This window comes from Erwinia wuhanensis (assembly GCF_030484085.1).
Classification (GTDB): Bacteria; Pseudomonadota; Gammaproteobacteria; order Enterobacterales; family Enterobacteriaceae; genus Erwinia; species Erwinia aeris.
In genome coordinates this window covers 843,709-856,331 of the sequence record NZ_JAUJUH010000001.1, presented here as the reverse complement: position 1 = coordinate 856,331, position 12,623 = coordinate 843,709, and the positions used below count along the sequence as shown (strand labels likewise).

At 58.4% G+C, this 12,623-nt stretch carries 13 protein-coding genes; 8 read left to right on the top strand and 5 right to left on the bottom strand.

Annotation, left to right across the window (positions count from 1 at the left end; all coding sequences use genetic code 11):
* Positions 1-119 precede the first annotated feature (119 nt).
* Genes hemA through kdsA form a run of 6 tightly spaced genes read left to right on the top strand, consistent with a single transcriptional unit; the run spans position 120 to position 5,420 of the window.
* Complete coding sequence (hemA, locus tag QZH36_RS03890; protein ID WP_253454500.1) at positions 120-1,373, top strand: glutamyl-tRNA reductase; 1,254 nt, start codon at positions 120-122, stop codon at positions 1,371-1,373.
* 32 nt (positions 1,374-1,405) lie between these two features.
* Positions 1,406-2,488, top strand: coding sequence for a peptide chain release factor 1 (prfA, locus tag QZH36_RS03885; protein ID WP_253454499.1), 1,083 nt, complete (start codon positions 1,406-1,408; stop codon positions 2,486-2,488).
* Positions 2,488-3,318, top strand: coding sequence for a peptide chain release factor N(5)-glutamine methyltransferase (gene prmC / locus QZH36_RS03880; RefSeq protein ID WP_301251768.1), 831 nt, complete (start codon positions 2,488-2,490; stop codon positions 3,316-3,318). Before prfA ends, prmC begins: the two co-directional genes overlap by 1 nt.
* A gap of 14 nt (positions 3,319-3,332) precedes the next feature.
* Positions 3,333-3,731, top strand: a complete 399-nt coding sequence (locus QZH36_RS03875) for a SirB2 family protein (RefSeq protein ID WP_125289714.1) — start codon at positions 3,333-3,335, stop codon at positions 3,729-3,731.
* Positions 3,728-4,537 carry an invasion regulator SirB1 gene (gene sirB1 / locus QZH36_RS03870; protein WP_253454497.1) on the top strand — a complete coding sequence of 270 codons (810 nt, stop codon included), beginning with the start codon at positions 3,728-3,730 and terminating at the stop codon, positions 4,535-4,537. Before QZH36_RS03875 ends, sirB1 begins: the two co-directional genes overlap by 4 nt.
* A gap of 28 nt (positions 4,538-4,565) precedes the next feature.
* The gene (gene kdsA / locus QZH36_RS03865; protein WP_125289716.1) at positions 4,566-5,420 is read left to right on the top strand and encodes a 3-deoxy-8-phosphooctulonate synthase; all 855 of its coding nucleotides are present in this window, start codon (positions 4,566-4,568) and stop codon (positions 5,418-5,420) included.
* Positions 5,421-5,590: 170 nt separating this feature from the next.
* Here kdsA and chaA read toward each other — a convergent pair whose 3' ends face one another.
* A complete protein-coding gene (gene chaA / locus QZH36_RS03860; protein ID WP_125289717.1) occupies positions 5,591-6,682 on the bottom strand; it encodes a sodium-potassium/proton antiporter ChaA in 1,092 nt (363 codons plus the stop codon).
* A 380-nt stretch (positions 6,683-7,062) separates the two neighbouring features.
* On the opposite strand from chaA, the gene chaB reads away from it, so the two are divergent.
* Together chaB and QZH36_RS03850 are read left to right on the top strand one after the other, a co-directional pair.
* The gene (gene chaB, locus QZH36_RS03855) at positions 7,063-7,293 is read left to right on the top strand and encodes a putative cation transport regulator ChaB (protein WP_253454495.1); all 231 of its coding nucleotides are present in this window, start codon (positions 7,063-7,065) and stop codon (positions 7,291-7,293) included.
* Between the two features lie 244 nt (positions 7,294-7,537).
* Positions 7,538-8,215 carry a gamma-glutamylcyclotransferase gene (locus QZH36_RS03850; protein ID WP_125289719.1) on the top strand — a complete coding sequence of 226 codons (678 nt, stop codon included), beginning with the start codon at positions 7,538-7,540 and terminating at the stop codon, positions 8,213-8,215.
* Between the two features lie 9 nt (positions 8,216-8,224).
* Here the strand turns inward: QZH36_RS03850 and QZH36_RS03845 are convergent, their stop codons facing one another.
* Genes QZH36_RS03845 through tagH form a run of 4 tightly spaced genes read right to left on the bottom strand, consistent with a single transcriptional unit; the run spans position 8,225 to position 12,594 of the window.
* On the bottom strand, positions 8,225-9,655 hold the full coding sequence (locus QZH36_RS03845; protein ID WP_301729681.1) for a serine/threonine protein kinase: 1,431 nt from the start codon (positions 9,653-9,655) through the stop codon (positions 8,225-8,227).
* 51 nt (positions 9,656-9,706) lie between these two features.
* The gene (locus QZH36_RS03840; protein ID WP_253454492.1) at positions 9,707-10,654 is read right to left on the bottom strand and encodes a hypothetical protein; all 948 of its coding nucleotides are present in this window, start codon (positions 10,652-10,654) and stop codon (positions 9,707-9,709) included.
* A 12-nt stretch (positions 10,655-10,666) separates the two neighbouring features.
* Positions 10,667-11,440 (bottom strand): PP2C family protein-serine/threonine phosphatase, encoded by a 774-nt coding sequence (locus QZH36_RS03835; RefSeq protein ID WP_301729680.1) that lies wholly within the window; start codon positions 11,438-11,440, stop codon positions 10,667-10,669.
* Positions 11,437-12,594 carry a type VI secretion system-associated FHA domain protein TagH gene (gene tagH, locus QZH36_RS03830; protein ID WP_253454490.1) on the bottom strand — a complete coding sequence of 386 codons (1,158 nt, stop codon included), beginning with the start codon at positions 12,592-12,594 and terminating at the stop codon, positions 11,437-11,439. Before tagH ends, QZH36_RS03835 begins: the two co-directional genes overlap by 4 nt.
* Between the last annotated feature and the right edge of the window lie 29 nt (positions 12,595-12,623).

Genomic DNA, 12,623 nt, shown 5'->3' with positions numbered 1-12,623 from the left:
GTGCTGAATAGCTATATCAATCGCAGCGAACGGCGAATGTGGCTTTTCTTGATCTCGCGCATCTTGTAGAATGCGCCTCACAAAACCCTATCAACAGTGGGATCTCCCAGACCTGACTCATGACGTTGCTGGCACTCGGAATAAATCATAAAACGGCTCCTGTGGCTCTGCGCGAACGCGTGACGTTCTCGCCGGATACGCTGGATCAGGCTCTCGACAGCCTGCTTGCTCAGCCGCTGGTACAGGGCGGCGTCGTGCTGTCTACCTGTAACAGGACCGAGTTATACCTTAGCGTTGAACAACAGGAAAACCTGCAGGAACAGCTGGTGAAATGGCTGTGCGACTATCATCAGCTCAGCGCCGATGAAGTGCGTAAAAGCCTGTACTGGCACCACGATAACGAAGCCGTCAGCCACCTGATGCGTGTCGCCAGCGGGCTGGATTCGCTGGTGCTTGGCGAGCCGCAGATCCTGGGCCAGGTGAAAAAAGCCTACGCCGATTCGCATCGCGGCCACACTATCTCCAGCGAGCTGGAGAGAATGTTCCAGAAATCCTTCTCTGTCGCCAAGCGCGTGCGCACGGAAACCGATATCGGCGCCAGCGCCGTTTCCGTGGCCTTTGCCGCCTGTACGCTGGCGCGGCAGATCTTTGAGTCGCTGTCCACCGTCAACGTGCTGCTGGTCGGCGCGGGCGAAACCATCGAGCTGGCCGCGCGCCATCTGCGCGAGCATAAAGTGCAGAAGCTGATTATCGCTAACCGCACCCGTGAACGCGCCCAGAAGCTGGCCGACGAGGTTGATGCCGAAGTCATCAGCCTGGCGGAGATCGACTCGCGTCTGGCAGAAGCCGACATTATCATCAGTTCTACCGCCAGCCCGCTGCCGATTATCGGTAAAGGAATGGTGGAGCGCGCGCTGAAACAGCGCCGCAATCAGCCGATGCTGCTGGTGGATATCGCCGTGCCGCGCGACGTCGAGCCGGAAGTGGGCAAGCTGCCTAACGCCTATCTCTACAGCGTGGACGATCTCCAGGCGATTATCGAAAGCAACATGGCGCAGCGTAAAGCGGCCGCCGTGCAGGCGGAAACTATCGTTGTGCAGGAAAGCGACGAGTTTATGTCGTGGCTGCGCGCGCAGAGCGCCAGCCAGACCATCCGCGAGTATCGCTCGCAGGCCGAGCAGGTGCGCGCCGAGCTGGAAGAGCGCGCCCTGGCGGCGCTGGCTCAGGGCGCAGATGCGCAGGCCGTGCTGCGTGAGCTGGCCCATAAGCTCACCAACAAATTGATCCACGCCCCAACCAAATCCCTTCAGCAGGCCGCCCGCGACGGCGATGACGAACGCCTGCAGATTTTACGCGACGGCCTGGGGCTGTAGCGTTTTTACCTCTTTATATACAGGGAATATTCATGAAGCCTTCTATTGTTGCCAAACTGGAAGCCTTGCAGGAACGCCACGAGGAAGTCGAGGCGATGCTGGGCGATGCTGGCGTGATTGCCGATCAGGAGCGATTTCGCGCGCTGTCGCGCGAGTATGCGCAGTTGACCGATGTCAGCCAGTGTTTCCGTCGTTGGCAGCAGAATCAGGAAGATATCGCCGCCGCCGAAGAGATGCTTAACGATGCGGAAATGCGCGATATGGCGCAGGAAGAGCTGAAAGAGGCGCGTGAGGCCAGCGAGCAGCTGGAGCAGGAGCTACAGGTGCTGCTGCTGCCGAAAGATCCGGACGACGAGCGCAACTGCTATCTGGAAGTGCGTGCCGGCACCGGCGGCGACGAAGCGGCCATTTTCGCTGGCGATCTCTTCCGCATGTACAGCCGCTATGCGGAATCGCGCCGCTGGAAAGTGGAAGTGATGAGCGCCAACGAGGGCGAGCACGGCGGTTATAAAGAAGTGATCGCCAAAATCGTCGGCGAAGGCGCCTACGGCCGCCTGAAGTTCGAGTCCGGCGGCCATCGCGTGCAGCGCGTGCCGGAAACGGAATCGCAGGGCCGTATCCACACTTCCGCCTGTACCGTTGCGGTGCTGCCGGAAGTGCCGGAAGCCGAGCTGCCGGATATCAACCCGAGCGATCTGAAAATCGATACCTTCCGCTCATCGGGCGCGGGTGGCCAGCACGTTAACACCACCGACTCCGCTATCCGTATTACCCACTTGCCGACCGGCATCGTGGTGGAGTGTCAGGACGAGCGTTCGCAGCACAAAAACAAAGCCAAGGCGCTGGCGGTGCTGGGTTCCCGCATTCGCGCGGCCGAAAGCGCCCGTCGTCAGCAGGAAGAAGCCTCAACGCGCCGCAACCTGCTGGGCAGCGGCGATCGCTCCGACCGCAACCGCACCTATAACTATCCGCAGGGTCGTATTACCGATCACCGCATTAACCTGACCATCTACCGTCTGGACGAAGCGATGCAGGGCAAGCTGGATATGCTGATTGAGCCTGTGGTGCAGGAGTATCAGGCAGACCAGCTGGCCGCCCTGTCCGAGCAGGAGTAATGGAGATTCGCCAGTGGCTGAAAGGAGCCATTACCGAGCTGGCGGGCAGTGAAAGCCCGAAAAGAGACGCGGAGATCCTGCTTGGCTTTGTTACCGGCCGCTCCCGCAGCTGGCTAATCGCCTTTGACGAGACGGCGCTGACCCAAAGCGAGCAGGATCGTCTGGCTGCGCTGCTGGCTCGCCGCGTCAATGGCGAGCCAATTGCTTACCTGATCGGCGAGCGTGAATTCTGGTCGCTGCCGCTCAGCGTTTCCCCCGATACGCTTATCCCCCGGCCGGACACCGAGCTGCTGGTGGAGCAGGCGCTGGCACATCTTCCTGCCGAACCGGCGGCGGTACTGGATCTGGGCACCGGTACCGGCGCGGTCGCGCTGGCTATCGCCAGTGAACGGCCCGACTGTCGCGTCACCGGCGTCGATCGCATCCAGGGCGCCGTTGAGCTGGCGCAGCGCAACGCGCAACGTCTTGGCATCCATAACGCCGCTTTTCGCCTCAGCAACTGGTTCAGCGCGCTGGCGGGCGAACGCTTTGCCGTTATCGTCAGCAATCCTCCCTATATTGATGAAGCCGACGAACATCTGCGGCAGGGCGACGTGCGTTTTGAGCCGCAAAGCGCGCTGGTGGCGGCGGATGGCGGCCTGGCTGATATCCGGATTATCGCCGCTCAGGCGGGAGAGGCGCTGCTGCCCGGCGGCTGGCTGCTGTTAGAGCATGGCTGGCAACAGGCGCAGGCCGTGCAGGCGATCCTGCGGGCGGCCGGTTTTGTTAACGTCGCCACCGCCCGGGATTATGGCGGCAATGACCGCGTAACTTATGCGCAAAAACCCTGAACGAGGGAAAATAAATGGCTGACTGGTACAGTGCTGTAAAAAATTTGCATCTGCTGACGGTAATCCTTACCGCCACGCTGTTTCTGCTGCGTTTCTTTTGGCTTCAGACCGGCTCAGGGATGCTGCAAAAGCGCTGGGTACGCATCGTGCCCCATCTTAACGACACGCTGCTGCTGCTTTCGGGCGCGATGCTGGTGGCGATAACGCACTTTTATCCCTTTACGCCTCAGGGCGCATGGCTGACTGAAAAGCTGTTTGGCGTTATTATCTATATCGCGCTTGGCTTTATTGCCCTTGGGCGCAAACCACGCGCGCAAAAAACGCGCTGGATAGCTTTTATCGTGGCGGCCGCGATGCTGGTAATGATTTACCATCTGGCCACCACAAAAATGCCATTGTTGGGGAATGTATGACGTCGATAGCAACTGAAGAAGACACAGCGACCCCGCTGTGCGAGGCGGTAATTGCGGCCACGCTGGCCATCCGTCCTGAGTTTCCTGCTGAAGACGTGAAGAAGCAGCTGGCGGAGCTGGTTAAAGAAGCGCGCGCCACCATTCCATTACAGCTGGAGCAGGATTTGCAGCTGGAGAAACTGATTGAGCTGTTCTGGCAGCGTTGGGGCTTCGGCGGCGCGAGCGGCGTTTACCGCCTGTCCGACACGCTGTGGCTGGATAACGTGCTGAAAACCCGCCAGGGCACCGCCGTCTCGCTGGGCGTGATCTTTTTGCATATCGCTCACGAACTCTCGCTGCCGCTGATGCCGGTGATTTTTCCCACGCAGCTTATTCTGCGGGCCGACTGGATTGACGAAGAGATGTGGCTGATCAATCCCTTTAACGGCGAAACGCTGGATGAGCACACGCTGGAAGTGTGGCTGAAGGGCAATATCGGCCCGGTCGCTGAACTGTACGACGACGATCTACAGGAGGCCGAGCCGCAGTTGGTGCTGAACAAGATGCTGGATACGCTGAAAGCCGCGCTGATGGAAGAAAAGCAGATGGAGCTGGCGCTGCAGGTCAGCCAGGTGCTGGTCAATATGGACCCGGACGATCCTTATGAAATCCGCGATCGCGGGCTGATTTTCGCGCAGCTGGACTGCGAGCATGTGGCGGTAAGCGATCTGACCTATTTTGTTGAACAGTGCCCGGAAGATCCGGTCAGCGAAATGATTAAATTACAGATCCATTCGATTGAACAGAAACAGATCACGCTGCACTAATCTGTTAAACAAAGAATAAGGCGAAGAGATGAAACAAAAAGTCGTTAGCATTGGTGATGTTAAGGTTGCAAACGATCTGCCGTTCGTGCTGTTTGGCGGTATGAACGTACTGGAATCGCGCGATCTCGCTATGCGTATCTGTGAGCACTACGTCACCGTGACCCAGAAGCTGGGCATCCCTTACGTGTTTAAGGCCTCGTTCGACAAGGCTAACCGTTCTTCGATTCGCTCCTATCGTGGGCCGGGTCTGGAAGAGGGCATGAAGATTTTTCAGGAGCTGAAGCAGACCTTCGGCGTGAAAATTATCACCGACGTGCACGAAGCCAGCCAGGCGCAGCCGGTGGCCGACGTGGTTGACGTGATCCAGCTGCCTGCTTTCCTGGCGCGTCAGACCGATCTGGTGGAAGCGATGGCGAAAACCGGCGCGGTCATCAACGTCAAGAAGCCGCAGTTCGTCAGCCCTGGTCAGATGGGCAACATCGTTGAGAAGTTCGCGGAAGGCGGCAACGAGAAGGTTATCCTGTGCGATCGCGGCGCGAACTTCGGCTACGATAACCTGGTGGTGGACATGCTGGGCTTTAACGTCATGAAGCAGGTTTCCAACGGTAGCCCGGTCATTTTCGACGTGACGCACGCGCTGCAGTGCCGCGACCCGTTTGGTGCCGCTTCCAGCGGTCGCCGTGGTCAGGTTACCGAGCTGGCGCGTGCCGGTATGGCGGTCGGCCTGGCGGGGCTGTTTATCGAAGCGCATCCGGATCCGGCCAATGCGAAATGCGACGGCCCGTCCGCGCTGCCGCTGGACAAGCTGGAGCCTTTCCTGATGCAGATTAAAGCGATTGACGATCTGGTGAAAAACTTCCCGGCGCTGGATACCAGCAGCTGATAAAAATCAGGCCGGCTGCCCCGAGGGCGCCGGCCTGAACAGCTAACCTGTTAATCAATTCGCCTCACATCCTGTCACCGCAGATCTGCGAGTCACGCCGTATCTCATACCTTAACCGCAGAGTCGTTATCCGCCTTTCCCTCAGGCCGCGATATCTTGCGCCGTAACGCCTACAGCATCACCGTCATCAGATAGCCGATAAACAGCGCCAGATGCGCCGCGCCGTTCAGCACGTTGGTTCTGCCGGTCGAAAAAGAGATCTGACACAGCAGCAGCGAGGCCAGCATAATCACCATGTGCGGCGGCTCCAGGCCGAAAATCAGTTCCTGGCCGGTGAGCGTGGCGATAATGGTTACCGTAGGCACGGTCAGCGAGATGGTAGCCAGCACCGAGCCGAAAAAGAGGTTCATCGCACGCTGCACCTGATTCGCCAGCACGGCTTTAATAGCGCCCAGGCCTTCCGGCGAGAGGATCAGCAGCGCCACCAGGAAACCGGTGAACTGCTCAGGCGCGTTCAGTTCGGTCAGCAGCGCGCCCAGCGTATTGGAATCCATTTTGGTGACGGCAATCACGGCCACCAGGTGCACCAGCAGCCAGCAGGTATGCCAGACGCTGGAGTGGGCGGACGGCTTGCCATGATGCGGGTCGTCGCCCTCGTCCTCATGCTCATAAACGAACAGGCTTTGGTGCGTTTTGGTCTGGATCAGCAGAAACACGCCGTACATCGCGGCAGAAATGGCGGAAATCAGCAGCGCCTGGCCAGCGCTGAAATTGCCTTCCGGCAGCGCGTTGGGGAAAACCAGCACCAGCACGGCCAGCGGGAAAATAGCGATCAGATACTGCTTTACGCCCGCCAGATTAACGTACTGGGTGGCAAACTTGCGCCCGCCCAGCAGCAGCGCGAAGCCCACCAGCCCGCCGGTTACGATCATCACGATAGAGTAAAGCGTATCGCGCATCAGCATCGGCGCCGCATCGCCCGTCGCCATCAGCGCGGAAATCAGACTGACTTCCAGGATCACTACGGAGAGGCTGAGGATCAGCGAACCGTAAGGCTCGCCGAGGCGGTGCGCAAGCACGTCCGCGTGTCGCACCACGCTGAACGCGCTGCTAAGGATAGCCACCAGCGCCAGCAAATTAATGCCGATGATGGCCGGTAAAGATTCTGAGGCGCCCCAAAACCACAGGATAACCAGGGCCGCGAGCGGCAGGACCAGGGATGATTCTTTATGACGTGTTCTGACGCTTTCTTGCGCGCTCATAGGCAATATTTCCTTTTCTGACCGTCCAACTGCGAAACAGACGCAACCATTGCTGTGTGCATTGATTATATAACAACCGCCCGCAGTGTAACGGCAGTAAGGTTAACTGATGGTAAACTTTACATGATTTTACCTGAATAACCTGATAATTATCCGGGCTGGGTTTAACTCGGGATTTCCCTGTAATTATATTGATTCAAATAGTATTTTTTATCCCTCTTTGCTTTTTATCATGACTGTTAAAGCGGAGATTCAGCAATTTTACCGAGATAAACGACTGTTACGTAATAGTTATTATATGACCTCACTGAAAAGAGATAAGTGGCATCCGCGGCGAATTTGTTCCAGGCTTAAAACGTCTGATAACAAGGAGATCGATAATGCCATACCGTTCAAGAGAATCCCTGCCTGACAGTGTCAAAAACGTGCTGCCCGCTCACGCGCAGGACATTTATCAGGAGGCGTTTAACAGCGCCTGGGATGAATACAAAGAGAAGAAAGATCGTCGGGGCGATGAGTCGCGCGAAGAAGTAGCGCACAAGGTGGCGTGGGCAGCCGTTAAAAACCAGTATGAAAAGGGCGACGATGATAAGTGGCATAAGAAGCATTGAATGCCGTCGGGCTGCTCGTCGCGGGCAGCCTCGTCTGTCCTCGCCGTCACCCCTGATTTTTCTCCGCCGTCACCCTGAAGTTCCCCGTTATGCCGCCGATGATAAACCTAAGGTAAATTTATTCTTTTGTGACGCGCTTCAAACTTGATCGGCACGCCTGAAATGACTTAAGGTCAGGTAAGCGTAACGACACATTTATGTCACAACAAATGCAGCAGGGAACGGGCAGTAGCGGAGAGGGCGAATGTTAACAAGAGACTTCCTGGCCAAAGCAGATTGTAAAACGGCCTTTGGCGCCATTGAGGAATCGCTGCTGTGGACCTGCGAGCAGCGAGCAGCCTCGCTGGCGGCTACCCTGGCCTGCCGTCCCGATCACAGTCCGGTGTGGATTTTTGGCTACGGTTCGTTGATGTGGAACCCGGTATTCGAGTCCGATGAGGTAGCGGAAGGCACGCTAAACGGCTGGCATCGCGCGTTTTGCCTGCGGCTTACCGCCGGACGCGGCACCGCCCAGCAGCCGGGGCGGATGCTGGCGTTGAAAGAGGGCGGCAGCACCACCGGGCTGGCCTTCCGCCTGCCGGAAGCGAAGCTGGCCGAGGAGCTGGAGCTGCTGTGGAAACGCGAGATGGTTACCGGCTGCTACCTGCCGACCTGGTGCGAGCTGAAGCTGGCCGACGGTCGCAGCGTGACGGCACTGGCCTTTGTTATGGATCCGCGTCACGCGCTGTATGAGGCCGACTCCTGCCCGCAGACTATCGCGCCGCTGATTGCTCAGGCCAGCGGGCCGCTGGGCACCAACGCGCAATATCTTTTTTCGCTGGAGCAGGAGCTGAAAAGGCGCGGGCTTTATGATGACTGCCTGACCGATCTGGTTCAGCGCGTCCGCGATCTTCAGGTCTACCACAACGACCTGGCCGGCTGAGCCGCGTCCTCAGGAGCCGGGATTGATCAGCCAGGTGCCCGGTTTATCAATATCCAGCTGCTGAGTATGCACGGCAGAATCGGCAGCGTGGACCTCAATAGTATAATGTCCCGCAGACAGATTAAGCGCGGCGTAACCGCTGGTATTCGGCTTCGCCTCGACAGGTTTGCCGTTCAGCATTACCGTTTCGCCGCTGGTCAGCTTGAGATAGACCGTGGCGATGGTCGGCTTGTCCGCAGGCGTGACGGCGGTCGATGGCGTCGCGCCTCCGGCATTATCGGCCGCAGCAGACTGTTCCGGCGCGGAAGCGTCATCGCCATGGTTAAGCGCGACGACCAGCCCGATCAGCGCCAGTAGCGCGACGCCAGCGGCAATCATCAGCGGTTTCGCCAGTTTGTGGTGGCGTAGCGAGGCATACTCCGCACTGGCCGAGGCGGGCGCCACGGTAATAGCTGGCGGTTCCGGCTGCACTTCTGGCGTCACGATTGGCGTCACGATCTCTTCAGGCACCCTGGTCACGCTGGTCACCAGCTCTTCTACCGTACTTACCGGCAGCGCAATCAGCGCGGCAAACTCATCGACAGTCTGCGGACGATCCTGCGGTTTCATCGCCAGCGCGCGGTCAATCGCATTCAGCAAAGGCAGCGAAAATCCTTCAGGACGCAGCTGGGTCAGCGGCTGGTAGCGATCCTCGATACAGCGAACCACGCTGACCGGCGGCGGATTGCCGGTCACCAGCGTGTGCAGCACCGCGCCCAGCGCATAAATATCCGTCCACGGCCCCTGATCGCTGTCGCTCTCTTCGCTGTACTGCTCGATAGGCGCATAGCCTGGCTTAAGCATGATTTCCGTCTGGTCGGAAAGGTTGCCGATGGTCTTGCGGGCGGAGCCGAAGTCCAGCAGCACAGGCAGCTGGTTATCCTGGATCTGAATATTGTCCAGCGAGATATCGCGATGCAGATAGCCCGCCTGATGGATGGTGTCGATAGCGCCGAACAGCGGCGGCAGCAGCTGGCGGATCCAGGCATCGGTCAGCGTTTCAGGGCTGCCCAGCTGCCACTCCTTTAGCGTCATGCCGCTGTAGTACAGCGTGCCCATATAGGCGGTGCCGTTTTCTTCCCAGAAGCGCAGCACGTGCAGCAGGCCGGGATGGTTAAACCGGGCCAGCAGGCGGGCTTCCTGGATAAAGCTGTTCAGCCCGGCGGTAAACAGTTTCTGATAGCGTTCGCCGCGCAGCGCGATAGTCAGGTTCTCATCGCGCGAAACCAGCGATACCGGCAGATACTCTTTAATAGCGATGGTGCGTTCCAGCAGATGATCCCAGGCGCGATAAACAATGCCGAAGCCGCCGCCGCCGATAACCTCTTTGATTTCAAATTCGTTAAAACGGTGCCCGGCCGGAAGGGCATTGGGCACGTTTTTCTTATCGTTTGCCGACATAGTAAACACTCTCTAAGCGTTAGCGACTTTTCACCCTGCGGGAAAATGCAGTCAGTTAACGGTGCGCCAGGCGCCAATAGCCGGATCGGCCAGATCTGCATGCAGGTCGTTCACCAGCAGCACATTTATTTTCACTTGCGGATTGGTCAACGCGCCCCACGTTTTGCGCAGCGCCTCAACGCGATTTTTCAGCAGCGCGGCATCGTTCGCCTGGCTTTTGCTCATTTTCACCAGCAGCGCGCCTTCAAAAGACCAGACGTGCAGCTGCGGATTAAACGTCAGCAGCAGCCAGCTGTCCGGCGCGCTCTTTTTGGCCACGACCAGGCGCTGGTTATTCGCGGCGACGATAGTCAGCTCGCCCGGCGACGGGTGCAGGTTACGTAAAGGGAAGCCCTGATAAAACTGTACGGGGATCGCCTGAGTCTTGCCGTTGCTGGCCAGCGTCAGTTCGCTTTTGCCTTCCAGCCAGCCTTCCGTGGAGCAGCTCAGATGGCGGGCATCCGGAATAAACAGCGACTGGCCTCGTTCGTCCCACCAGGTGCGGAAGTGGCAGCCGCCCGGCAGATCGAAATGCTGCAGCGGCGCGCTGTTGGCAGGCTGCGACAAATCCAGCGGTTCCGCGTTGCTGGCGGTGGCCGCAGCGGTGCCGTCGGCAATAACGATCGGCCGCCAGTTTTGCACTTTTGCGGCGGTGCCGGAAGCGAGCACCGAGCCCGCCTCGTTGGTCATCTGCCACGGCAGCTCGCTCAGCTTGCCGCATTGGTTATTCAGCAGCTTGCCTACGCGCGGCAAAAAAGTGTTGAGCACGTTCGACTCTTTGCTTTTGCCCGAGACGATGCGCAGAGGGATATTCTCCTGACACCAGTCCTTCGGCGCATTACTTTCCACGTTATCGATAAAGACTTCCAGCGCCAGGCTGGGAGAATAGACCACGCGGTAGTCTTCCGCCTGAGCGGTAGTTGCAAACAACAGTGTGACAGCCGGCAACCAGAATTTCATAGCGTTCCTTGGTTAATCACGCGACGGAAGAAAGCGAGCGGAATCCGCCATCGATTGTAACAGGGTGGTATCCTGCGGCGAGCCAACCCAGACAGCTACCGCGCTTAAATTATCTTTTTTCTCGCTGCGATTGATCGCTTTATGCATCAGCGCCAGCCATTCATGGGGCGAGCTGACCATGCGCAAAGCCTGCTCCATCTCGCCGGGCTGCAAATTGCACCAGAAGCCGTCGGTGCAGACCAGAAAGACGTCGCCATCCTCCAGCGGCATCACTTCACTGTAGCTGACGGGCTGTGTCCCTTCTGCGCCAAGAGCATTATAAAGTAAGTTACTGTTAATACCGGTATTATCTACACCAGCATCCTTTAGCTGCTGGGCCAGGCTATGGTCGCGCGTCACAGAATGGATAAACCCGCGGCGGAAGTGGTAAACCCGGCTGTCGCCCGCGTGCGCCCACCAGGCCAGCTGCCGATCGCGGTCGATAAACAGGGCCGCCAGCGTGGTGCTCATCCGCTCAAAATTCAGATTTTTCCTCTGCGCTAGGCGGATCGCTTCTTCCGCATCCTCCACCCATGCTTTGCTGTCGCAGGCGGTAAAAGGACGATCGTCAGCGTGCGTCAGCAATACGTCGCGGGCGATGCGGGCAGCCTGTTCGCCGCCAGCCGTGCCGGCAACGCCGTCGCAGACCAGAAAACACGCTGAGTGCTCGCCTACGCGCACGCCGGTTTCATCCTGATTACTCTCACGCGCGCCCGTTTGCGACGTGGAGGCATGATTTATTTTCATTCTTGTTCCGGTCTGATTTGCGAATCTTTGTACTGATTCACTTCCATATCATAGGCCTGTAGGAAAGCGTCGCCAAAAAGGGTATGAAAATCATCCTCAATTTCGCCAGAGGTATTTTGATAGTGACGCAAAAAATAGTCCCACAGGGCGGCTTTTTTTATGGCGCTGAGGCCAATGCGCGGCAGATTGCCGTCGCGGCGGGCATGATCCTCCAGCCGCTGCGGATTAAACGATTGCAGCATGGCGGCGATAATCGCCCGGATCCCGGCAATCATGCCCAGCTGGTGCGCCTGCAAATCGACCAGCGCATCGCGTACCGCCTGTTCAGGCGGCATAAAACCCGGCATCTGGCTCTGATAGATCTGCATCAGCACCGTTTTGCCCGACGGCAGGATCTTGAACGGGTTATTGGCCTCGTTCAGGATCATGGTCATTTCCGCCTTCACGCCGCGCTTAAGGATCGAGCGGGAAGAGAGCAGGGCGACGGTGCCTTGCGAAAACAGGCTCAGCATTCTGCCCGTAGTACGCATCTGTTCTTCGGTAAAAGGCGGTTTTCCCGGCCCGCTTTCCAGCCCCATCCCTTCCATCAGCGCGGCCAGCAGACGCTGCTCGTTGCTTGCGCCGGCGGCGCGTTCGGCCTGGGCAGGCTCGTGAGCGACAGGATCGATACCCAAACGGGCATCGCCGGGACGGTGCTGCTGCCGCACGGGCGAAGGCTCGCGCTCCACCGGGACGACAATCGGCACCTGTTCGTTCAGGATCCCCAGGGGATCTTCCGGCAGCGCCCGATCCTCGGTAAACAGCGTCAGCGGGTCAACGTCGCTGAAGGGCTTTTCTTCAATGCGGGTAGGATCGCTCACCGCAATCTGATAGTCACCGATCCCCAGCAGATCGCCGTGCTGCAGCAGGATCTGCTTACCGCGCGCCAGCGGGACATGGTTATGTAAAATCGCAATCACGCTGCCATGATTGGTCAGCCTGCACTCGCCGTTCCCGGCAACGTGCACCACGGCCTGAAGACGTGAAATCGCGCGTTCGCTGTCTGGCAAAACCAAATCGTTATCTACGCTTCGGCCTATTGTGCCGCCGGGCGGAGCAAAATCACAGACGTTAACGGGCGCCTCGGTTTTGCTCTCAACAAGGGTAAATCGCATGCGCTTTTCCTGAAACCTGGGTCATTCGG

Bases quoted from the DNA above. Each gene is read 5' to 3' on its own strand.
- QZH36_RS03835 (WP_301729680.1), bottom strand. From the start codon at position 11,440: ATGAAAATAAATCATGCCTCCACGTCGCAAACGGGCGCGCGTGAGAGT.
- prmC (WP_301251768.1), top strand. From the start codon at position 2,488: ATGGAGATTCGCCAGTGGCTGAAAGGAGCCATTACCGAGCTGGCGGGC.
- prfA (WP_253454499.1), top strand. From the start codon at position 1,406: ATGAAGCCTTCTATTGTTGCCAAACTGGAAGCCTTGCAGGAACGCCAC.
- tagH (WP_253454490.1), bottom strand. From the start codon at position 12,594: ATGCGATTTACCCTTGTTGAGAGCAAAACCGAGGCGCCCGTTAACGTC.
- kdsA (WP_125289716.1), top strand. From the start codon at position 4,566: ATGAAACAAAAAGTCGTTAGCATTGGTGATGTTAAGGTTGCAAACGAT.
- chaB (WP_253454495.1), top strand. From the start codon at position 7,063: ATGCCATACCGTTCAAGAGAATCCCTGCCTGACAGTGTCAAAAACGTG.
- QZH36_RS03850 (WP_125289719.1), top strand. From the start codon at position 7,538: ATGTTAACAAGAGACTTCCTGGCCAAAGCAGATTGTAAAACGGCCTTT.
- hemA (WP_253454500.1), top strand. From the start codon at position 120: ATGACGTTGCTGGCACTCGGAATAAATCATAAAACGGCTCCTGTGGCT.
- QZH36_RS03875 (WP_125289714.1), top strand. From the start codon at position 3,333: ATGGCTGACTGGTACAGTGCTGTAAAAAATTTGCATCTGCTGACGGTA.
- QZH36_RS03840 (WP_253454492.1), bottom strand. From the start codon at position 10,654: ATGAAATTCTGGTTGCCGGCTGTCACACTGTTGTTTGCAACTACCGCT.
- chaA (WP_125289717.1), bottom strand. From the start codon at position 6,682: ATGAGCGCGCAAGAAAGCGTCAGAACACGTCATAAAGAATCATCCCTG.
- sirB1 (WP_253454497.1), top strand. From the start codon at position 3,728: ATGACGTCGATAGCAACTGAAGAAGACACAGCGACCCCGCTGTGCGAG.
- QZH36_RS03845 (WP_301729681.1), bottom strand. From the start codon at position 9,655: ATGTCGGCAAACGATAAGAAAAACGTGCCCAATGCCCTTCCGGCCGGG.